The sequence below is a fragment of the Flintibacter sp. genome, assembly GCF_046973065.1.
Genome location: NZ_JBKVXZ010000015.1, coordinates 1 through 20,291, shown reverse-complemented (window position 1 = coordinate 20,291; position 20,291 = coordinate 1). Strand labels below are relative to the sequence as shown.

Sequence of the window (20,291 nt, the reverse complement as noted above, 5' to 3'; positions counted from 1 at the left end):
TTTTTTTGGAAATGAGCGTTGTATATGATTGGAAAATCATATATAATGATTAAAAATGGTTTGAGCAATAGACGGGGAGGGACAACCATGAAAAGTGGAGACCGGCAGATTCAAATTTTGGAAGCCATGAAAGAAACGCACAGCATTTCTGTCAACGAATTACTGGAGATGCTGCCGGCCTCCCCTGCGACTATCCGGCGGGATATTACTGCATTGGAACAGGCGGGAAAGATTCGAAAGGCCCGGGGCAGAATTTTCCTGGAAGACATCCGCAAAGCGCCAAGCTATGAGATGCGGGATGCGATGCATGACGAAGAAAAAAAGCGGATTGGCAAAGCTGCGGCAGCCCTGGTTCGCGAAGATGATTCCATCATTATTGATGCGGGGACCACGACGCTTGCTCTGGCAGAAAATCTGCGGGACCGGAGTCACCTTTCCGTAATCACAAATTCCATTCCTGTTGCATATACATTCAACGCAACCAATGTAAATGTATTTATGTGCGGCGGAATGCTGGAGGACATGGCGCTGGTGGATGATGATGCGGTGGCGTTTTTTGCTTCGCATCAGGTAGAAAAGGCATTTATCGGCGCCTCCGGGGTTCGGGGAATCACGGGTCTGACGGTGGTCTCTCCGTTCCAGTTTGCTGTCAAGCGGCAGATGGTCCGCTCCGCCCGGGAGGTTTACGCCCTGCTGGATGAAAGCAAATTTCATATCATGGGCGTCAATCTCTTCGCTGATTTCAGAGAGCTGACTGGCATTATTACCTCCAAGCCCATTACCAATGAGCGGCTGCTGGAACGCCTGGAACAGGAGCATGTGAAGGTTATTTACACAGAATAATCTGGATGTCTTTTCGGCTGCCGGTGTAAGGATCCCTGGAAGGGAATCGTCTCTGATCAAGGATACGCCTGCGGTTTCGCTGTCCCAGTGGAACGGCCACGCTGATGATGAAAGCGCATCAGAGTTGGGCCCGGCCCGGCAATGCCGGAATCGTTTTCGCGTCGGCACTGAAAAAGCCGAAAGAACTTTGCTTTAAAAGGTGGCATTGCCTGTCTCACTCCTGCAAACCGATTGGTCAGTGGTAATGAGCGGACAAGCTGCCCGCAGGATCTTGTACGGCAGAGGGGGAAGCAATTAAATGCTTTCCCCTCTGCTATTTTTTGGCATCTCTACACCATAACGGTCAAAGGTGCAGGCGGGCAGACTTCCTTGAGATAATAGTACTGGAAGGTCGTGTAATGTTTCAGCATTATTGCCGTTGTGCACAGGAGGTAATAGCCGTGACATCAATCAAATTGGATCACAGGCGTAGCTACAGAAATGGGTAACAGCAATCTCCGAAAGACACCTAAATAGCCGGTGCTCTGCCTAGGCAGCTTTACCTCCCCGGAGGCGGCGCGCATCATGAATTAGAAATTCGTCATGTACTCACCGCTATGCCGTCTGGAACAGTATTTTCACTGGCAAGGTCCGAAGCCGCCCCAGCAGGCCGTGGCTAACAGGATTCTGCAGGCCTCAGGCACTTGGCTGCAGCCTGTGTGCGCTGAGCTGTTCCCTGGTGGAGACTGTGTTGGAAAAATGTGATACACGGGGACGAGGCCACGTTGCAGGTGCTGAAGGAACAAAGCGGAATTCTGCCAGCAAGTCCTACACGTGGCTCTACCGAACCAGCGGCTGCGCGGCATCCCATTGCCCTGTATGAGTACCAGCTAATCCGGAATGCGGGCACGTAGAAGCATTTCGTAAGGATTCCTCCGGCTGACTGCTGGGTTCACGCTAAGCAAAAATTTGATGAGACGCTACAGACACTGTTCAAAGAGAATCGACAGGGTCCTATAGCGGCAACTGGTGATGGATTGCACCGACTGTTTCAGCTGGAGCAGTCCCTCATGGAACTGACGCCGGGAATGGGACATATTAAACGTCCAGAACTGGTTTCTCCAGTTCTGGACGTTTGATTGGTATGGACAAATAAGGCCAGTTCCCCAAAACTGCCCCCAAGCCTGCCTGGGGTAAGGCACTGCACTTCTGTGGGAACAGTAACTCTATCTAGTACACTATCTGGAGGACGACAGGCTGAAACTCTCCAACAACCGTGTCAAGCACAACATAAAGCCTATGACGGGCAAGGAAGAACTGGCACTTTGTAAACGTCCCCACTGGTGCTCAATCCAGCGTTATGATCTGCAGTTTGATTTAGACCGCAAAGTAAAAGAGTTGAGCCCATACCACTACCTAGCTTGGCTCCCGAACGACACACCGGGGCTGAGCCGGACAGATAATGCATAGGCTAAATTTTCCCTCCTTGTAAATGCGCCGCGGAGATGCAAAATTTCAAGACCATAATGGAACTGCCGACTGCCATCTCATTGCCTAAGCGCTGAGATGGCGGCCTCTTTATACACCGGAGGTTTGACAGTTACTCAAATCCATTGCCCTATCCAAACTTTGTTATCATTCATCTTGTTGATACATTTCCTCTCCACACGGTGCGGTAGGGACGGTGCATAGCAAGTTGCCTGAACTGAAAACAGTGCTTGACATTTTCTTGGTTGCAAGCTACGATCACGGCAGTAAGACTACCTCTTGCGGAAAAAGTCCCCGGCTCCGCCCAATGAGTGGAGCCGGGGATTTGACCAATACGCTGACCAATATCCGAATATCAGCGGGTGGACGCAGTGGACAATGACCTCCTGTCTGTTCTGAAAAACCGGAGCAAAAAGTACCGGAAAGCGCCCAATAGCAGGCGTTTGATATCCAGACGGATCTTCACACGCAGGAGGTCACTGGTTCGAGTCCAGTAGTTCCACCAAAAAGAACCCGATTTCCCTTGAAATCAGGTTCTTTTCTTTCACTTTCACAACTTTTTCGTGTCTTTCTAGTGCCCCGATTTTTTGCTGTTTTTGATTGACCACAGAAATACCACAGACAGGAAAACTCCCGCATCCGCGGGAGTTTCTTTTTTCGCTTTCATGGCCGGTTCCCTGCTTTCCGGAGCTGCCTCCGCTCCGCCTGGATCTCCGCTTTCATGGTTGCAATCAGGACTTTCAGCTTTTCCTCGCACTCTTCTGGGGTGTGGCCGTAGACGTTTCGGGAGCGCTGCTTGCCGTCCGGCCCTCTGGGGGAATACCGTCATTCCCAGAGGTGGTCACCGATCTGATGGACGCAGCCGGTGCCGGGCTTACGCCGCTTCCCAGGGTCTGCCCGGAAAGTGGTCATGGTTGGATGCTTTGCCTCTTGGGCTTTCTCAGGCGGCACCTCCTGCTTCCCAATCCCCTGGTCGATTTTGGCCGCTGCCTGCCGCTCCATGGCTTTCGTCACGTGGGTGTAGACATTCAGGGTAGTGCTGGAGGAACGGTGCCCCACCACCGCCGAGAGGGTCTTCACGTCCATGCCGTACTCCAGCGCCGTGGTCACGAAGGTGTGCCGGAGATCGTGGAACCGGACTTTATGGCACTGGGCCCGTTTCAGAACCCGGCTCAGTAGCTTCCGGACTGCCGCCGGATCCCGGGGAGCATCCTCCTTTTTGGGGGACGGAAAAATCCAGCGGGAATCCACCTGCTTCCGGTACCGCCGCAGCTGCTCCGTCACAGCGGGCGAGAGAACGATGGTGCGGACGGCGGCGTCCGTCTTGGGCTGGGACACTGTCAGCTTCCCTCGCACCCGGGAAACCTGTCTGCTGATGCGCAGCTCACCGGTCCCCAGGTCCAGGTCATCCCATTGGAGGGCCAGCAGCTCTCCCCGCCGCAGTCCTGCGGACAACTCCAGAAGAAGCAGCTCGTAGCAGCCATCCTCCTTGGCCTGAATCAAAAGGCGCTGCATCTCCTCCCGGGTCAGCACCTGCATCTCCCGCCTCCCTTCCCCCGGCAGCTTGCAGCCCTCGGCGGGGTTCATGGGGATCAGCCCCTCCTCCACCGCCTGGGCCAGCGCCGCCCGGCACGTGATGTGGCAGCCCCGGACGGAACGGTCGGACAGTCCCGGACCGTAGAGGTCCGTTCTATTCAGCCGCCCGCCGTGCTTGAGCTGGTGGTAAAACTGCTGGAGGTTTGCCTCTGTCAGCTTGTTCAGGGGGATCTCTCCCAGGGCCGGGATGATGTGTCGGTAGATCCGCAGCTCATACTCCTGCTGGGTGCTGGGCCGGAGAGCGGGCATAGAGCAGGTCTGATACCAGTGATCCAGCCACGCCCCAAAGGTCATGCCGGATTCGATCTCCTTGGGCTGCTCCGGAGGGCGGCACTGCTCCCGCAGGGCTTTCAGCTTCCGCAGGCACTCCCCTTTTGTTTTGGCCAGGCAGTTCTTCGTCCTGGGATAGCCCCGCTGGTCGTAGCCTACCACGCACCGCCCCTCCCAGCGGCCGTCCTTTCTCAGGTGGACGCTGCCGCTGCCGGGCTTTCTCCGCTTTGCCATGGTGTCAGCTCCTTTCCGAAGATGTCGGTCATAAAGGTGTCCATCACCTGGGCCGCCTGCCGCTGCATATCGCCGGTGACGTGGGCGTAGGTGTCTAAGGTGAAGCTGGCCTTGGTGTGGCCCAGGATGCCGGAGAGAGTCTTAGCATCCACGCCGCTGGCCAGCGCGTGGGTGGCGAAGGTGTGTCGGAGGTCATGAAACCGCAGCTCCGGCAGTCCTGCCCGCTTCAGCAGGGTCTTCATCCGGTTGTGTGCCATGTCCGGCGGCAGGGGCTGCTCCGGCAGAAGCGGGTGGCAGAAGATCCACTGGGAGTAGGAACGCTTCTTCCGCTTTTGCAACAGTTCTGCCGTGCTAGGCGGCAGGGTGATGACCCGCTTTCCTGCTCCCGTCTTGGTGGCTCCTGTGGTGACGCCTCCTCCCCTCCGGCGGTGGATGGTGCGGCGGACGGAGAGAGTTCCCTGCTTGCTGTCAAAGTCCGACCACATGAGGCCGCAAATCTCGCCTTTCCGCAGGCCTGTGGTAAGCTCCGTGTAGAAGAAGTCATACCAGATGGGGTCCTTCCGAATCTCCTCCATAAACCGCTCCAGCTGGGCGTCATTGAGGATCTTTCTGGGAGCTGTCTCCTTTTTGGGCAACGTGACGCCCTGGGTGGGATTCAAGGGGATGAGCCGTGCCCGCACTGCCGCGTCCATGGCCAGGTACAGCACCCCATGGAGACGGCGGACGCTGGAGGCGGACAGGGCGTGTCCATACTCCGGGTCCTCCCGGATACGGCCATGATTCTGGACATCCCGGTACAGCTTCCGGACATCGTCCGGGGTGATCTTGCTGATGGGCTTGCTGCCCAGCCGGGGCTTGATGTGATACTGGATATGATGGCGGTAGCCTTCCAGGGTACTCTCCCGCACGGAGGGTGCCACCAGCTCCTCCAGCCATTGGTCCAGCCACTCCCCCAGGGTCATGCGGCTGTTCTCGGTGAGGTCCACGCCCCGGTAGGTGCTCATCTCCCGGTGGAGCTTTTCCGCCAGGGCTTTCTGGCTCCCGGCAGACACATAGCGGAAGATGGAGTCTCCGTTTTCCTTGTGGCCCACCACGATGCGTCCCTCCCAGCGGCCATCCTCCCGCTTGCGGACCATGCCGTCTCCGGACGGTCTGCGCTTTCCCATGGACTACACCTCCTCCCGCCGGCAGACTCGGTCCTCTTCTTCATCCTCGAAGGAGTACAGCCCGTCTGCCTCCAGTTCCTGTGCCAGTCCCCAGGCCAGTTTGAACCCGGCCATGAAGCTGGCAAGGGACGTCTCTTCCCGGAGCAGATTCTGTGCATCCACCAGCCGCAGCAGCTTCCGCCGCTCCGGTTTTTGAAGGGTCTCCCGCAGTTCCTGCCGGAGAGCCTCGATCTCTTCCCACACGTCCGCACACTCCGGTTCCCGGAAGAACCGCTGGTGCAGCGCCTGCATATAGTCGTTCACGTGTATCGCCTCCTATCAGCGACACACAATACCGTAAGACACGGAGAATATCCAGGGATTTTGACCACAGTTCAGAAAGAATTATCATTTGCGTGGTTCGAGGGGCAGGGACTTACTATTGTTTACTGTGGCGCAAATTTTGAGGGATTTAGATAAAATTCCATCTGAAGCAAAGATAACCAACCATTCTCATTTAGACTTTTAACCGATAAATTTATAATCCATTATAATAATTCTCTAATATTGCATTTACTAATGCCCTAGTTATATAGATAATATTTTAATGTCTTTTCTTTGAGTGTCTTTTAAAAAGAGTTACATTTATTGTTACTTTGCAAAAACATTAAGTGTTTCCTAACCATTGTATCTATCTAATCGGATTTTTAAAAATTATATAGGCTGCAAAAATCAGTCAGTTTCTTAAGTCTGGAAGTTCATTCCCTTTATGCCGTTTACAATAAGTAAATATTCGATTGTTTGTTGATAGTAACTCTTAGAACTTTTATATATGTGCATATTCATGTGCAATCTCTTCCTAAAATAGGCTATTAATTGTAGGGTGCATTCAAATGTCATCTTAATATATCAACACAAAGGCATTAAATCCAGGTTACTTTATATTGTTTTCTATTGAAAAAAATGAGAAAACACTGTATCATTATTAAACTAAGTTGTTTTAAGGCTGTGGTATAACAATGTCAGAGTTACGACTTGCTGTTATGAGGGAAGATATTCCTTCTTCATCACCTATATCATGTGGTATTGCAAGCATTGATGATCGGATTAAAGATGCTTATAGTAAAACCATATGTAAGCAAGGCTTAGCTTATAATATCTATGTTGATGGTTATCTGATTGGAAATTGTATGATTAAACTTGTCGTTCTCTGCGATGAGGCTAACGACTATTATGTAACAGATCATGAATATGCTGCTCTCGAAATTTCATATATTGCAATTGATCGTCGTGTTCAGGGAAACGGCATTGGCACGCGAGTGTTGGCTAGACTTATTTCTGATGCAGAAAAGCTGTCGAAAATTTTACCCATTAGATTTTTGGTTCTTGATGCACTTGATGATAAGGTTCAATGGTATTTAGACGCTGGGTTTACAACCTATCCTAAAAGGGAAGATTTAAGATATGCAGATACAGTTCCAATGAGAATAGATTTGATTGATACAACGCTAACTGAAAAATACGTTGGATCATTAAATTAAGAGGTGGATTTGATGTTTAACTATGGATGCCGAATTCTGCTGAAACATAATGAAGCATATGATTTTTTTAAATCTGCAAATTATCCTGATATCACCAATTTACGTCTCAGAGACTCCTTTTTGTCGAAAATTAGGGAGAAACTATCTAATATTACCGAGGGCACAGATTTAATCGAAACAATTCCTGATATAGATATTAGTTCCCTATTAAACGTCGGAAAATCTTACAGTCCATCAGATGTATTCTTTAATTCAGGTTCAATTGATATCGGAAGTATAGCTACTACTTCTGCGCCCCATTCAAATTATTTCATAGGATTAGATACAACTATTTCAGCTGCGTGAAAGTAGTTTAAGTGGTATTAGGAGTTTTAGTATGAATATGGAAAATAATTGTATTTTAAAACTGAACCATTTACTTTTTGATGAAATAACATTCAATCGTGTTAATTTTAAAAGCAAAAATGATTTACAAGTAGAGTTTGGATTTGCTTTCAATAAAAGAGAAAATGGTGAGTTTGTATCCAGTATTCGCATAATAGGGACAAAAAAAGATGAATATAACTTTGTAGTAAGAGCATCTGGATATTTTCAAATATCGGAAGCTGTGGAAGATTCAGATATTTTAATTCAACAAAATGCTATTGCCATTGTCTTCCCATATATTAGGAGTCAAATATCTCTGTTGACAGCACAGCCGGAAGTAGATCCTGTTATACTGCCTCCAATGAATATTGCCCAAATGGTAAAAGAATCTATCGAGAATCAACACAAAACAGAATCCTCCACTACCAATTAACTGCTAATTTATAAATTATTAAGGGGGCAAGTGCTAAGGCACTTGCCCCCCCTTACTTTTTTAATAAAATTCCTCGTCATAGCTATTTATCCGTAGAAATTGTAGCTTGGCCTTATGAAGCGCGGACTCTTACCATCCCTTCATGGTCATGCCGCACCAGGTCTGTGTCTGCTCTTCTTCATGGTCGTCGGGCTGGTGACCCAGAGCGATCCGCAGCTCCTGGAGTTCCTGCATCCGCTTGCGGTCTATGTGCAACCGCGGCTGCGCAGGCACAGCAGGCACGTTGTCCCGGAAGATGTTGCTCATGTGGTAGAGCAGACGGCTCACCGTCATCAGGAGTTGCGGCCGCTGCCATTGCTCCTGCCGTTCCAGAACATACTGAGCATAGGGATGACCAAACGCATTCGCCATCCGGAAACAGTTCTGGGCCGCTTCTTCGTCTTTGGGAACGCCGTTGCCTGTGAGGTACAGCTTGCCGAGAGCATACTGGGCTGCTGGCAGATCTCGTCTTGCCGCCAGCTCCAGCCAGTGAGTCGCTCGTTCTGTGTCTGGCAACAGCAGGCCGCCGTCCCGGTACAGCAGTCCCAGGAAGTACTGAGCGTGGACGTCACCGTACTCCGCCAGCCGTTCCAGATCCTCTGCTGCCTCATCTCGCTGCTCCAGTGGCAGCTTATTGCCTTCAATCCTGGCCCGCAGCCGTAGGCAATCGTGGGAGACCTCCCAGTTTTCCACCCACTCGCCCCGCTCTTCCATCTTCTCGTCCTCGAAGGTGATCTTGCCCAGACGGATTTTCTCCGCCTCCCGGATGACCGCGTTCCTGATGGCCCGGAACTCTTTCTGCTTTGACAGCGGGGGCCGCTGCTGTTTCTTCCCCGAGTAGAACTCATTCACCTGGCACTGAAGCTCCCACCATTTCTGGTAGCACTCGTTGACAATGGGGATTTGCTCCAGCTGATCCACGATCTCACCCACCTGCCGCTTCATGGGCCGCGGGAGATACCCGTAGGACTTCTTGCCTTTGACCTCACCCAGCTGTTGGGACAGTTTCCAAATCATCTGCTCTGCCTGAGTATGCTCACAGATTGTATCCCGCATCTGGCGGGACAGTTCCAGCATGACTTTCCTGCTCTCTTTCACCAGTTCATCCCGTGAGACTGACTTCTGCTCATAGACGTGGAGCAGTTCCTGTTGGAAGATATCATTTGTGAGTTGTGACCGGATTGATCGAATGCCATCCCGGTCGAGGTGAGCCTGTCCCGGTTTCACTGACCACGCCATCATGTGGATGTGTGGATGGTGTCCTTCATTGCGGAACGCCGCGTACCAGCGGAAGTCCTGGGGCGGGATGTGCATGGCTGCCGCGATATCGTTGCGGTGGGCACGGAGCAGTGCCCGCCATGCTTGCGCGTTGTTGTAACCTAGACGCTCCGCGTCTTCTCGATGCATGGAGAGGATGTGCGTCCAGACGTTGCCGGTGTAGTGCCCCAGTTCGGACATGGCGGCGTCCAAGTCCACATGATCCGCGTCGCCAAACAGGCCGTGGTCACCCAGACGCTCCGCACGAGGACGTGTTGCGATGTACTTCAGATAGCCATCCGTTTGCTGCACCTGCTTCCAGTGTTCCTCCAGCGCCAGCGTGATGAGCGACGAGGCGTTGGCCTTTGTAGGCTTCTGCACGTAGTCCTCGTACTCCAGCAGCTCTTTCACATCCGGGAAGTCTTTCGCCAGCTTTGTGATGAGCTGCTCCTGCTTGCGGGTAGGCGGACGGTCATCCGGGATAATCTCCACCCGCTCCCGCGTCGCGATATAGCGAAGATAGCTACCGGCGTTCTGCTTGCCGCACTGGATGTATGGGCTCTTGACGATCAGTCTTGCCATCCATCATCACTGTCCCGCTGCTCCTGTGCACGCTTTGCCATCTGCTCCAGCTGCAGATGGCCGCTGAGCTTCTTCACGCGAGCGGCACTCTCCGCGCTTTTCTTCCGGAGATACGCTTCGTCCAGATTGACGCAGTCCGCGAGAATACTCATACCCATGTCCAGCTCCACGGACTGCTTGTAGAGCAGCGCTGCCACTCGCTTTTCCATTTGATCCAGCCGGCCATCCAGATAGGACTGCACTGAGGACGGCAGGAACATGCCGGCGTTGTTGGCGCTGAGATAGTTCAGATAGAAGTTGATGGCGTTCTCGATAAATCCGGCGAGACTGCGGCTGCCGCTTCCTGATAACGTCGCTCCAGCCGCGCTTTCATCTTCGGCGTCAGGTAGAGGACGAATTTCTCTTTTTGGCTCATAAAGGCCTCCTCTCTTAGGGTTGACCTCTAGTTTTTTCTTGCGGTCGTAAGCGCAACGGGATAACGACCGCAGAGTTTCTTTTCTCTGCTGTTTTTGACCCCATTTCTGCTAACTCCAGAGGTCTTTGGAACTGCCCGCACTGCAGACAGAAGTACCTTGTCAAAATCGGAGCGTTGACCCGATGTCATTAAGTTAAGCGTTTCCAAGAGAAGGACACAGAAAGCAGCAATCTACTTCATGCAATTTTTTGGAAAATGCTCAAAAAAGTGAACGTTAAAAACCAGGGTATTCACTCCGGCTCTTAACTTGATGACATTGGGCGATGACCCAGGCCTTTATCCAGCCTTTCGTTGTCACAAGCTCCATATCCCTCATTTCCACCCAAAAGGGCTAAAACTCGCTCATTCCGCTTCTTCCCACCGGCCCCACTTCGTTGAACTCCAGCGGGGGTCCTGTGCTGTCCTCCGCAGAGCGTCAAAAGCGGCCTAAATCCGACTCAAACCCTGGGAGGGCTCAAGTGCTTTTCCTTGTTATCCTTCGTCTTATTGATACACTTCCTCGCCATCTCCTGTGGCAGCCCCGTACTTGTACGGTGGTCTGCTGTGAGAAACACAGGCTGCGGCAGAAAGTAGTAGTGGTTGTTCCTCTGCCGCTAGCTTCCGTCACGGCGCACCTGCTTGGTTGCCACCTTGCAGATGAATCCGCGTTCCACCAACTGCCTGACCGCATTCTGTGCAGCGTTTTCTGAACAGTTGCAGTGCTGTACGATACTCTTGATGCTGGGCCAGCACAGATCTTTCTGCTCGGCGCAGCAGAGCAGGTAACTGTTACCGCCAGCGGGATTGGTATCAAATCATGATGTTGGGGCAAAAGGTTATTCAAGAGGGTTTCAGGCGAAAAATGTAAAAAATATGATATAATAGAAGAAAACACGGGTGGTGTGTTTTCATGTCATACAAAGCAAATCACAGCCAGCAGCTCTCGCTATTTGACCGCATCTTTCGTCTGACGGAACGGGAAAGAAAATGTCTGGAAGAATCGTGGGCAAAAGTGTTTTCCGATGAGATTTTCCCTGCGATCAGCGGAGAACGCTTTCGTATTTTGTACTCTGATCATGCATCCAGACCCAATATTCCAGTAAACATCATTGTTGGAGCACTGATCATCAAAGAACTCTTTGACCTCCCTGATGACGAAGTGGTCGGGAATTTGATGTTTGACATCCACTATCAATACGCACCGCGTACGATCAGTTTTGAAGAGCAGCCGTTAAGCGACAAAACATTATCCCAGTTTCGCCGCTGCTACGAATACGAGTAATCTGTCCAGCCTTGAGTACTACATCGACCCGGACAACTGCAATTTTATCATTTACCACAGCAGAAATATTGGCGTTGACACCAGGACGGCAGCAATCATCAAAGATGCGGATATATTGTTGGCCAGCTGTCAGGAAAAATACCGCCATGTGAAAGAACACCGGTTGTTGCTGCGGTGTTTGGATGAGCAACCCATTATTGACAACGGAAGACGCAGGCTGCGGATCAAAGGGAAAGAATCACCGAAACCGACAGCTCTTCAAAACCGGACAGCCCAGAGGCCACCTTCAGTGCCAAGTCTGGAAAAAACACATTGGTTATATGGCGAATATCGTTGAAACGGTCAGTAATAGCGGTTTTCTCATCATAGATTACCAGTATAAGCAAATATCTACTCCAATTCTCGTTTTCTGCACGTTCACCTTGAACAGCTACAGTTTCAAGAGTCCCCCGCTTTCATTGTGATAGATGGAGAATATTCGGGCCAAATGCATCGGAATGCCGCAGCAAAAAAGAATATAAAGCTGATCAGCACAAGTCTGAAAGGAATGCCGGTACCAGATATCTGCGCTGATTTTGAGATCAGCGAGGGTGGCGAACAGATTCTGCAGCACTCTGTCGGCTATAAGCCGCTCCGCCGCAAATATAGTTCTGCAAGCAACCAAGTGAAGACATATTTCCCAAATGACTCTTGTTCTCAATGCCCGCATTTTGAACACTGCCATCCAAAACTCAGAAAATATTCCGGTCTGATCGTGTTATCCCACTCCGCTATAGGGTGCGCGAACCAGCAGAGACTCATAACGGCAGAAGACTTCCAACATTGGAGAAGAGTACGAAACGGAGTCGAAGCGGTCCTGTCCATCTTGCACAACTGTTATTATGTCGATGAGATGCCGGTGCGCGGCAAGATCCCCAGCAAGTTTTTTTAGGGCTAAAATTTTGGTAGTTAATTTTAAAAAGCGGCTCCAGCAACGGAGGGGCTTCTATCTCCGTCCCCACGACCCATTGCTCCCATAAAAAGCGTGGGTAAATACCATGAATAGGATAACTCATCCGGTTGCCTTCACATTATAGTAGAAGATTGCATTGCTCATTTGGTAGAATCGTTCACCAAGAATCGGCACAGAGCGCCTCCGTGCTCCTTTCAAAATTTACAAAAGAAAAATCTTGTATTTGGGAATCCTCTCTATTAAGCTGTTTGCAGATGGAGCCTGCGTTTTTCGGAACGCGGCGCACCACTGGACTGTTGCAGCAGCTTTCTTTCCTTTTGCTGCGGAATCCCCCGTTCTCCCCCCCCTCCTTCCTCACAAATTTCTGCTCCTTGCCATACCATACGTAGTTCCTCTTCTCTGATGTATTACTTCTCCGGCAGGGATTTTCCACCGTTGCACACCGGATTAAAATATAATATCGGGTGCAATAGGATTGTACCATGTTCCAGAGACAATCCACAATTGCCCCAGAACATATCGGGTACAATTTAAAAATTCAATCGGGTGTGCAGGAGTATGAATATGTTACACGGCATAACCTATGGTGACGCAGTCGATCTGTTTGCGGTGGAGTTCACTTCCAGAGAATGCGTACTTGGCGGCCGATCTTATCCTCTTGGATTCTTTGTTGCGGAAGCGTTGGACAAGATCCCGAACATAGTGGAATTCCGGTCTTCTGTTGCACATATGAAGGAAGAACAACGGGGTATTTCTGACCGCCAGAGACGCATCCAGCGCGGCGATGGCATATGAGGCCTTCGGTGTTCTTTAACAAAAGCTGACGCCGCCGGTATATGATCGACTGATTTGAGATGAATATCATGCTTAGGCAGTCATCCTGGATTGGCGAAATTCAGCGGAGGTCATGGACGAGATCCTGACACTGAAGACGGATTGCCATACCGCGTTTCAGCAGTGGATCCCCCGATTGGAAACGCTGGAGCGGGAACTGAAACTCTTTGAGCAAAACATTGACCGAATGCTAGAAGACTACTTTGAAGAACTGCCATCCCGCAAATGGGAAGCGTGTGCAGAGGCATTTGACGATTACTGCAGGGATGATCCAGAATCGGGAGAAATACAGCGATGAAGCTCTGATGTTTGATCTGGATACGCCGGAGTATGCGCATCCCGTCATTCTTGCTTTTGTCCACAGCCGAGATTCCGAGACAGGCCTGCCTTGTCTTGCGGAAAGAATGACTTTTGAGAAGCTAGGCAGTTTTCTCTATGTAGACTCCCATAAAGTGATGGCCCCCGGAAATTTACCTCGACACTGCGCCTACTGTGGACAGTGATTTTTGACCGTCGGCGGCTACAATGCCATGTACTGCAGCCAGGAAATTTCTGATGCGAAAGGCAAGAGTTGCCGCATGATCGTCGCCCATGAAAAGGAGAAGGCAGCAAATCAGAACAGCGAATCCAGAAAGAAATACTCGCGCATTTACAACAATCTGAAGGCACACAAGCAGCGGGGGACCATCTCCATGAACTGGTGGAACCGACAGGTTGCCGCTACCCAGCGGCTGAAGGATGCCTTTGTGGAAGGCCGGATCAGCAAAGAAGAATATATCCAGCAGCCGGATGCGCTGTGAAAAAGACTGCCTTGAAACTATCTCTCCAGAAAACTCTGTGATGTCTGTAGTAAGCGCACCAGTGCAATGTAGGCGATGTACACCTTATCCGCTTCGGTAAAATCGTTCATCATCGTCTCAGCAACTCTACCAATGTTCGCAGCAATTCCGGTCCCATTTCCTGATACAGATCAATGCTCTCACCCCCAATGTTGAGTGTTTCGATACATTCTGAAACGTTTTCCAACGGCTGTGGCCCTCGCAGTTCCACAAATGCAGTCCCAGAATGGCCCCCGGCGTCTTTTCTCCCAATCCCGGACAGAACCTCTCTTTCCCATCGGTCATACGTTGTTGGCGTGACGCCCCACTGGCGGCACCACTCCCGCACGGACAGCCCGCTACCCCGGCAGTTCTGTATCGCCAATTCCCATTTCTGACCCCCCGCATGGTGTTTCAGTTCGTTGCTCGCCATCCGGATTTCTCATGTCTGTCTATCCGTCGCTATGTTTGACGGTTGCACTTATCACTGCATTCCCTTCGTGTGCACAGAGATCCACTTCCGCAGTCCCTCCCTAGATGTGCGCGAGACAGAGCTGTAATGGGCATCCACCACTGAACGGCAGTGCACAAGAGGGCGGAACGGCTGTGCCGTTCCGCCCTCCACTTCATGCAGGGGTACTCTTCTTTTATATCTTTTGAAGGTTATTGTGCGTCCCGATACATGAAAGTCACGATCTGGGCGCGGGTACAGGGGGCATTGGGGCTGAACGTGGTTGCGCTGGTGCCGGAGGTGATTCCCTCGGCAACCGCCCAAGCCACTGCATCGGCATAGTAAGCATTCGCGTCCACGTCGGCAAAGCTGCCGCCGCTGACAGCGGGAGTACCAGCCGCACGATACAGGAAAGTGACGGTCTGGCTGCGGGTCACGGTCATATCCGGCGCAAAGGTGGTTGCGCTGGTGCCGCAAGTGATGCCCTTGGAAACCGCCCAGCGTACCGCGTCCGCATAGTACGCATCCGCAGGTACGTCGGTGAAGTTCATCGCGTAATCCACGACAGGAGAGCCGTTGGCCCGCCACAGGAAGGTCACCATCTGTGCGCGGGTGCAGGACACGTTCGGCGCAAACAGGGTATCGGTCACGCCGGAGGTAATGCCCTTGTCCGCCGCCCACAGGACTGCATCGTAGAAGTAATCGCTCTTCGAGATGTCGGTGAACGGGTTCTCAGGTTCGGTCTCGATCAGCTTGAAGCTGGCCTCCACAGTGACCTTGGAGCCGGGCATCTTGAAGGTAAACTTGTTGTCATCCTTCTCGGTCGCTTGATTTCGTCACCGTCCTTGTCGGTGACCGTCAGCTCGTCCAGCTCATAGCCGGTATCAGGCTTCACGGTGATGGTCACGGTGTCGCCCTTATCCGCACGGCTGGGGGACACGGTCACCTTACCGTGGGTAGTCTTGTCCACGGAGACGATGTAGTCACCGCTGGAGCTGGAACCACTGCTGCCACCGCCACCGGGCGGGGTTACAGGGGGTACATAGACGCTGACAGTATAAGTATTGCCGCTTCTGGTGAGAACAAATCCACTTCCGGCAGCGATGGTGTCCTTCATGGTAAAGGTTTTCAGATCCAGCGTAAAGGTCACCGCTCTGGAGATCGTAATGGTCTCTGCCGCATCGCTATTTTTCAGCAGTGTAATCGTCTGCCCGCTCTGCACCGTTTTGACAGCAGCCGCCAGGGTATCAAAATAGGCGGTCTGGCCGTTTGCGGTAATCGAGGCAACATAGGTTTGTTCGGGATTTTCGGGTTTTGCAACGAGCTTATAGACCGTATTTCCGTTTGCGTCCTGCTCCGTGATGACCACCATCTCACTCTCACCTGAGGTCACGTCGGCGGTCAGCTGTACACCGGGCGCTACCACCAGAGTGATGTTTTCTTGCAGCTCTACATCCGTGGAAATTGTGGAATTGCCAAAAACAGAGATTTGTGTCTTTTCCGTAGCGTTGGGGGCCAGACTTGCAATCGCCTGCGTGACGTTAGCAAAATAAGCTGTGCTGCCATTCGCGTCGATAGAGGCAGGAGCCACGCTGCCGGAGACCGTCAATGTTGTGTTGGACTTGCTGGTGGTCTGGGTATTCCCGTTGGTGGTCACGGTGTTGCCGCCCTTGGTCACGGAGATGACCGCGGCTTTTTCTGCCGTGAATGTGCCGCCGGAAACAGTGACCTGCGCCGTCTGTACCTCGTTCTGCTCCGTGTTATAGACCGTCACAGCATTGCCCTGATTGCTGGTCAGTGTGCCGCCTGTGATATTGACCTTTAGCTGATTGTCCGTCTTATACTGTCCATCTGTGCCGTACATCTGAGAGGACAGCAACAGAGCGGAGCCCTCCGGAGAAGAGCCGCCGTTTGTGGGTTCATCAGCTCTATACTCTGCCGTGCCAATGACCTTTGCATTGTTCTGAATGGTGATCGTGCCCATCTTGGCCTCAATGCCGGTACCGCCGGTGACAACCGCATTGCCGCCAATGGTCAGCGCGCCCTCCATCGGCCAGTAAATGGCAGTTCCTTCGGTTGATGTCAGACTGCCGCCAGTAATCATAGCCACACTGCCTGCAGACTGGAGGCAATTTCCAGAAAGCGCAAAGACCTTTGCTTCTATTGCGCCTCCGGTCATCGTCAGAGCAGAAGAAACAGCGTCCGGAGCATTGCTGAGTCCATAGTTACTATCCACATTGAACAGTGCTATACCTGAATATCCTGTAAGTTTCGCATTGCCACTCAGATCCACTGTAGAGGACAATGCACTTACTGCGCCGCCATTTGTCCCTTGGCCGCCAACAATCACACCGCCAGAAATTTTCAAAGAACTCTCCAGTTGAACATGAATTGCAGGCTCAGTGCTTGTTGCAGGGTTTGCTACCGTCAGGGTTCCGCCAGTTACTTCCAGCGCAGCTCCAGAAGTTACAAGAACCGCATTTCCGTCGCCAATCAATTTGCCGCTCTGCACAACAACTTTTGTGCCTGCGCCACCCACATATACAGCATATTTTGCACCGGATACCACACCGCTTTTGTCGGCACTGCTGTCCATAATTGTCAGATTACCGCCTGCTTTTACAGAGATAATCTGAGCACCATTCGCAGTCGAAAATCCGTTGCCTGCCTTGATCGTACTTCCGTGCAGGTCCAGCGTAAGCGATTTGTTTATGATCTCAACAGGCTTGGTCAGAGAGAGCTCTTTCCCGGCGACCAGCATCACGGTATCGTTATTCTGTGCGTTCTCCAACGCTTCTTCCAAAGTCAGGTGGCGGCTGATTTGCTCACCGTCTCTCCAAAGCTCAGCCACAGAAACATCGTCTTGTGCTCCAACGGTGCCATCCTGCCCCTGCGTCAAGCCTTCTTCCAAGTATTGATCGTCAACCTTGCTGGTGAATTTGCCGCCGCTGATGGTGATCTGGGAATTGTCACCCGCAGAAGCGACCTTCCCAATATCAAAGGTGCCGCCGGAAACCGCCAAAGTAGACGGCTGATCATTTTGCGTGTAAGATTTTGTCAGCGCGGGAGCCGTAAAATTGCCGTCCACAATCTGGTTGTTTGACTCACTGAACGTATAGAAAACAGCACCTTCGCTGTGTACGCTGACTGTGTTACCCTCCGCAGGAGCAATGGTTGCATAGCGGGTTTGGAACGCATAGCTGTCCGTCCGGAAGGCGCCGCCGGTCACAGAGACCGGAGTAAACGCGGCATAAACGCCCATGGACTTGGATTCGACCTCTCCGCCGGAAATGGAAATAGGCGTCTCTCTGCTATTCGAATAAATGGCGGCAGAAGAACTATTTGTAGATTCCTGAGTGACCTTGCCGCCCTCCATAGTAAAGCCAGCTGTGGTATTGATATAAACCGCATGCCCGCCGTTCGCGGTGTTTTTGATCTCGCCATCTGTCATGGTCAACCGGGCAGACGAATTGACAAACGCCGCATGGCCACCACTTGCAGTGTTGACCACAGTGCCGCCGGAAAGGGTGGCTGTGCTGGAGGAATTCAAATGGAGCGCATAGCCCATGGAAGAAGTATTTTCTAATGTGCCGCCCTTCAACTCGAAGCTGCCGCTATTGACTTGGATCAAAGTTGACATCCTGTCAGTTGTTCCAGCATTGGTGATCCTGCCACCGCCATCGCTGTCTTCAATTACCAGACTTGCATTCGAAGAATTTACAAAGTAGGCATAGTCTCCGCCCGCTTCATCGTTCACCGTGACGGTATGGCCGGCCAAGTCCAGAACCAAACTGGATTTAACAGTTGCGTAGTCAGAAAATGTAGGCTTAATAGTTACATTGGTAGTCAGCCGGTAGGTGCCGCTCGTCGGCAGGGAATCGTCATGGGTCCAATCTGTGTAGCCATCTGCTGCAGCAGTCGGGACCGGCTCGGAGACAGGCGTCTCCTCCTGTAGATCCTGCGGCTCCTCCACCGCCAGCACCGCCGTGGGCAGCAGGCCCACGATCAGGCACAGGGCCATCAAACTTGCCAATAACCGTTTTTTCATCTCTCGTTCCTCCTGTTACTATATTGTTTGGGCTGGGAATTGGCCGGTCAGTCCAATCTTATTCCATCCCCGCCAGTATTCCCCGGTATCGTTCCTGCCGCTCCGGGCAGACTCTCCCGGCGCAGACGGGGCAGCCCCTCCGCTGCGGCCCTGCCCGGGAATAGATCACAGCTTTCCAGATATGCCCCTCCGCGCAGGTCCACCAAGCCCTTTTGTGGGAGCCCGCCGTAACCATCTGGGGCGTCAGCGCGCCGTTCAGGGTCGGATGCCATTGGGCCGCGATGCAGGGCTGTGTCGTTGCCAGATCGTTAAATCCTGCCAAAACCTTTTTGCCGGCGCAGTAAGGACATCCGGACCCCTGCCCGGTACGCGCTCCCACAGCGGCGGCATAGGTATGACCTAGGGGACAGATCCACCAGACGCGCCGCTTGCTGGCGGGAGTCACCTGCGAGGGCCGCAGCGTGCCGTTTTTTTCCGGGTTCCACTCCCGGGCAAGCTCCGGAAACAGGGAGGCCATGTCGTTTTCACCCGGAATAATCACCCGCCCGGCGCAGACCGGGCAGCCAGTCCCGTCCAAGGTACGGGACTGGACGGAAACACACCATGTATGTCCTTTTTCACAGCGCCACCAAACCTTGCGTTTGGTCCCAAAGGTGACGTCCCGGGGTGTCAGCGAGCCGTTGGCTGCGGAGTCCCACTCCGCAGCCAAATCGGGAAAACGGCTGGCCAGATCGTTTACCCCTGGGACCACAAAGCGGTTTTTGCAGACCGGACAGCCGCAGCCGCTTACGCGGGAGCGGATCTCCGCCTGCCATTCATGGCCCTGCGCACACTTCCACCAGACCTTTTTTTCACTCCCAGGCAAAACCTGTTCCGGCGTCAGGGGCAGATTCCTGGTGGGGTGCCATTCTTTGACCAGATCCTGATATTGGCTGGCCAGATCCGTTTCCCCCGGCCAGGGGAGCCGCCCCGCGCAGTAGGGGCAGTCCGTGTGGTTGGCGGTACGGGTATTGACTGCCGCCTGCCAGATATGTCCCTTGGCGCATATCCACCAGACCTTCCGCGTACTGCCATAGGCGATCTGCTGTGGCGTCAGCGCCCCATTCTTGGCCGGGTGCCACTGAGTCAGCAGAGCCGCCTTACTTCGCTCCATGCAGTAGTCGTATAAAGAGGTTTGCAAGTTTCACCACCGCCTCAAGGCATAATCCACATTCTGTCCCATTTCCTTGTTCTTACAAGCCATATAAAAAGAGATGGAACAGATTAAAAGCGGCTTTTCACCTGTTTTTAGGACAGGAAAAGCCGCAATGAGCCAAGCCGCAAAAACATTCCTTTTCGCGGCTTATATTTTGATGCCAAAAAGTGGGGCCTGAGCTTGCCTTTACAGAGAAGGTGTGGTAAAATTTTTATGTAATATATGGTTTTGGAGTTTTGATCTCCATAATTTTTTGACGGAATGTGGATTTTGCCTTTATAATACAAGTCCCAGCCGGTCGAGCTGCCGCTGGTGTTCCGCCCCGGAAGTCAGGAGATAGATGCGGGTGGTCTCGATGCTGGAGTGGCCCAGCACATCGGCTAGCTTCACAATGTCATGGCTTGCCCGGTAAAAGGCCGTGGCGAACAGGTGCCGGAAATTGTGGGGAAAGACTTTGCTGGGCGCGACACCCGCCGTCCTGCAC

Annotated in this window: 21 protein-coding genes and 1 pseudogene; 9 read left to right on the top strand and 13 right to left on the bottom strand. The window is 52.3% G+C overall.

The features are described from left to right. Window positions 1-24 precede the first annotated feature (24 nt). The gene (locus ACLTXB_RS07450) at window positions 25-843 is read left to right on the top strand and encodes a DeoR/GlpR family DNA-binding transcription regulator (RefSeq protein ID WP_412260214.1); all 819 of its coding nucleotides are present in this window, start codon (window positions 25-27) and stop codon (window positions 841-843) included. Between the two features lie 2,292 nt (window positions 844-3,135). Here ACLTXB_RS07450 and ACLTXB_RS07445 read toward each other — a convergent pair. From ACLTXB_RS07445 to ACLTXB_RS07435, 3 genes are read right to left on the bottom strand one after another with little or no spacing between them, the layout of a single operon-like run. Then, entirely contained in the window at window positions 3,136-4,410 is a 1,275-nt protein-coding gene (locus ACLTXB_RS07445) for a tyrosine-type recombinase/integrase (protein ID WP_412260211.1), read from the bottom strand. Then, on the bottom strand, window positions 4,368-5,576 hold the full coding sequence (locus ACLTXB_RS07440) for a tyrosine-type recombinase/integrase (protein ID WP_317335814.1): 1,209 nt from the start codon (window positions 5,574-5,576) through the stop codon (window positions 4,368-4,370). Before ACLTXB_RS07440 ends, ACLTXB_RS07445 begins: the two co-directional genes overlap by 43 nt. Before the next feature lie 3 nt (window positions 5,577-5,579). Next, complete coding sequence (locus tag ACLTXB_RS07435) at window positions 5,580-5,879, bottom strand: DUF6809 family protein (protein WP_317335817.1); 300 nt, start codon at window positions 5,877-5,879, stop codon at window positions 5,580-5,582. Between the two features lie 695 nt (window positions 5,880-6,574). Between ACLTXB_RS07435 and ACLTXB_RS07430 the strand changes: the two genes are divergently transcribed. From ACLTXB_RS07430 to ACLTXB_RS07420, 3 genes are read left to right on the top strand one after another with little or no spacing between them, the layout of a single operon-like run. Beyond that, entirely contained in the window at window positions 6,575-7,096 is a 522-nt protein-coding gene (locus tag ACLTXB_RS07430; protein ID WP_317335818.1) for a GNAT family N-acetyltransferase, read from the top strand. A 12-nt stretch (window positions 7,097-7,108) separates the two neighbouring features. Next, entirely contained in the window at window positions 7,109-7,441 is a 333-nt protein-coding gene (locus ACLTXB_RS07425) for a hypothetical protein (protein WP_317335820.1), read from the top strand. Between the two features lie 31 nt (window positions 7,442-7,472). Further along, entirely contained in the window at window positions 7,473-7,895 is a 423-nt protein-coding gene (locus ACLTXB_RS07420; RefSeq protein WP_317335823.1) for a protein-export chaperone SecB, read from the top strand. Between the two features lie 129 nt (window positions 7,896-8,024). On the opposite strand, the gene mobP3 is transcribed toward ACLTXB_RS07420, so the two are convergent. From mobP3 to ACLTXB_RS07400, 4 genes are all read right to left on the bottom strand, one after another. After that, window positions 8,025-9,773, bottom strand: coding sequence for a MobP3 family relaxase (gene mobP3 / locus ACLTXB_RS07415; protein ID WP_317335825.1), 1,749 nt, complete (start codon window positions 9,771-9,773; stop codon window positions 8,025-8,027). Then, the gene (locus ACLTXB_RS07410; protein WP_317335827.1) at window positions 9,761-9,982 is read right to left on the bottom strand and encodes a hypothetical protein; all 222 of its coding nucleotides are present in this window, start codon (window positions 9,980-9,982) and stop codon (window positions 9,761-9,763) included. The genes mobP3 and ACLTXB_RS07410 overlap by 13 nt, the downstream gene beginning before the upstream one ends. A 77-nt stretch (window positions 9,983-10,059) precedes the next feature. Further along, window positions 10,060-10,188 carry a hypothetical protein gene (locus tag ACLTXB_RS07405; protein WP_317335829.1) on the bottom strand — a complete coding sequence of 43 codons (129 nt, stop codon included), beginning with the start codon at window positions 10,186-10,188 and terminating at the stop codon, window positions 10,060-10,062. A gap of 653 nt (window positions 10,189-10,841) precedes the next feature. Beyond that, on the bottom strand, window positions 10,842-11,009 hold the full coding sequence (locus ACLTXB_RS07400; protein ID WP_410763677.1) for a helix-turn-helix domain-containing protein: 168 nt from the start codon (window positions 11,007-11,009) through the stop codon (window positions 10,842-10,844). Window positions 11,010-11,137: 128 nt separating this feature from the next. Between ACLTXB_RS07400 and ACLTXB_RS07395 the strand changes: the two genes are divergently transcribed. Then, window positions 11,138-11,509 carry a transposase gene (locus ACLTXB_RS07395; RefSeq protein ID WP_317335849.1) on the top strand — a complete coding sequence of 124 codons (372 nt, stop codon included), beginning with the start codon at window positions 11,138-11,140 and terminating at the stop codon, window positions 11,507-11,509. A 224-nt stretch (window positions 11,510-11,733) separates the two neighbouring features. On the opposite strand, the gene ACLTXB_RS07390 is transcribed toward ACLTXB_RS07395, so the two are convergent. Continuing rightward, window positions 11,734-11,895: a hypothetical protein gene (locus ACLTXB_RS07390; protein ID WP_317335850.1), complete on the bottom strand. Its 162-nt coding sequence runs from the start codon at window positions 11,893-11,895 to the stop codon at window positions 11,734-11,736. A gap of 74 nt (window positions 11,896-11,969) precedes the next feature. Between ACLTXB_RS07390 and ACLTXB_RS07385 the strand changes: the two genes are divergently transcribed. The 4 genes and pseudogenes from ACLTXB_RS07385 to ACLTXB_RS07370 all read left to right on the top strand — a co-directional run bounded on the left by ACLTXB_RS07385 (window position 11,970) and on the right by ACLTXB_RS07370 (window position 14,095). Then, window positions 11,970-12,440, top strand: a complete 471-nt coding sequence (locus ACLTXB_RS07385; protein ID WP_428226547.1) for a transposase — start codon at window positions 11,970-11,972, stop codon at window positions 12,438-12,440. Between the two features lie 585 nt (window positions 12,441-13,025). Next, complete coding sequence (locus ACLTXB_RS07380) at window positions 13,026-13,256, top strand: hypothetical protein (RefSeq protein WP_317335851.1); 231 nt, start codon at window positions 13,026-13,028, stop codon at window positions 13,254-13,256. Window positions 13,257-13,368: 112 nt separating this feature from the next. Continuing rightward, a complete protein-coding gene (locus tag ACLTXB_RS07375; RefSeq protein ID WP_317335853.1) occupies window positions 13,369-13,593 on the top strand; it encodes a hypothetical protein in 225 nt (74 codons plus the stop codon). After that, window positions 13,562-14,095: pseudogene (locus ACLTXB_RS07370) on the top strand (DUF6076 domain-containing protein). The gene ACLTXB_RS07375 and the pseudogene ACLTXB_RS07370 overlap by 32 nt, the downstream one beginning before the upstream one ends. A 109-nt stretch (window positions 14,096-14,204) precedes the next feature. Here the strand turns inward: ACLTXB_RS07370 and tnpA are convergent. The 5 genes from tnpA to ACLTXB_RS07345 all read right to left on the bottom strand — a co-directional run. Beyond that, a complete protein-coding gene (gene tnpA / locus ACLTXB_RS07365; RefSeq protein ID WP_410763674.1) occupies window positions 14,205-14,546 on the bottom strand; it encodes an IS66 family insertion sequence element accessory protein TnpA in 342 nt (113 codons plus the stop codon). Between the two features lie 230 nt (window positions 14,547-14,776). Continuing rightward, window positions 14,777-15,355 carry an S-layer homology domain-containing protein gene (locus ACLTXB_RS07360; RefSeq protein ID WP_428226546.1) on the bottom strand — a complete coding sequence of 193 codons (579 nt, stop codon included), beginning with the start codon at window positions 15,353-15,355 and terminating at the stop codon, window positions 14,777-14,779. Continuing rightward, window positions 15,313-18,612, bottom strand: coding sequence for a hypothetical protein (locus tag ACLTXB_RS07355; protein WP_428226545.1), 3,300 nt, complete (start codon window positions 18,610-18,612; stop codon window positions 15,313-15,315). The genes ACLTXB_RS07360 and ACLTXB_RS07355 overlap by 43 nt, the downstream gene beginning before the upstream one ends. A 58-nt stretch (window positions 18,613-18,670) precedes the next feature. Further along, window positions 18,671-19,792 (bottom strand): zinc-ribbon domain-containing protein, encoded by a 1,122-nt coding sequence (locus tag ACLTXB_RS07350; protein WP_337601129.1) that lies wholly within the window; start codon window positions 19,790-19,792, stop codon window positions 18,671-18,673. Window positions 19,793-20,083: 291 nt separating this feature from the next. Then, a partial coding sequence (locus ACLTXB_RS07345; RefSeq protein WP_428226544.1) for a tyrosine-type recombinase/integrase occupies window positions 20,084-20,291 on the bottom strand: 208 nt, incomplete at its 5' end.

Coding starts and splice junctions, on each gene's coding strand:
- ACLTXB_RS07450 (WP_412260214.1), top strand. CDS start 25: ATGATTGGAAAATCATATATAATGATTAAAAATGGTTTGAGCAATAGA.
- ACLTXB_RS07445 (WP_412260211.1), bottom strand. CDS start 4,410: ATGGCAAAGCGGAGAAAGCCCGGCAGCGGCAGCGTCCACCTGAGAAAG.
- ACLTXB_RS07440 (WP_317335814.1), bottom strand. CDS start 5,576: ATGGGAAAGCGCAGACCGTCCGGAGACGGCATGGTCCGCAAGCGGGAG.
- ACLTXB_RS07430 (WP_317335818.1), top strand. CDS start 6,575: ATGTCAGAGTTACGACTTGCTGTTATGAGGGAAGATATTCCTTCTTCA.
- ACLTXB_RS07425 (WP_317335820.1), top strand. CDS start 7,109: ATGTTTAACTATGGATGCCGAATTCTGCTGAAACATAATGAAGCATAT.
- ACLTXB_RS07420 (WP_317335823.1), top strand. CDS start 7,473: ATGAATATGGAAAATAATTGTATTTTAAAACTGAACCATTTACTTTTT.
- mobP3 (WP_317335825.1), bottom strand. CDS start 9,773: ATGGCAAGACTGATCGTCAAGAGCCCATACATCCAGTGCGGCAAGCAG.
- ACLTXB_RS07410 (WP_317335827.1), bottom strand. CDS start 9,982: ATGGAAAAGCGAGTGGCAGCGCTGCTCTACAAGCAGTCCGTGGAGCTG.
- ACLTXB_RS07405 (WP_317335829.1), bottom strand. CDS start 10,188: ATGAGCCAAAAAGAGAAATTCGTCCTCTACCTGACGCCGAAGATGAAA.
- ACLTXB_RS07395 (WP_317335849.1), top strand. CDS start 11,138: ATGTCATACAAAGCAAATCACAGCCAGCAGCTCTCGCTATTTGACCGC.
- ACLTXB_RS07380 (WP_317335851.1), top strand. CDS start 13,026: ATGTTACACGGCATAACCTATGGTGACGCAGTCGATCTGTTTGCGGTG.
- ACLTXB_RS07375 (WP_317335853.1), top strand. CDS start 13,369: ATGGACGAGATCCTGACACTGAAGACGGATTGCCATACCGCGTTTCAG.
- tnpA (WP_410763674.1), bottom strand. CDS start 14,546: ATGGCGAGCAACGAACTGAAACACCATGCGGGGGGTCAGAAATGGGAA.
- ACLTXB_RS07360 (WP_428226546.1), bottom strand. CDS start 15,355: ATGCCCGGCTCCAAGGTCACTGTGGAGGCCAGCTTCAAGCTGATCGAG.
- ACLTXB_RS07355 (WP_428226545.1), bottom strand. CDS start 18,612: ATGAAAAAACGGTTATTGGCAAGTTTGATGGCCCTGTGCCTGATCGTG.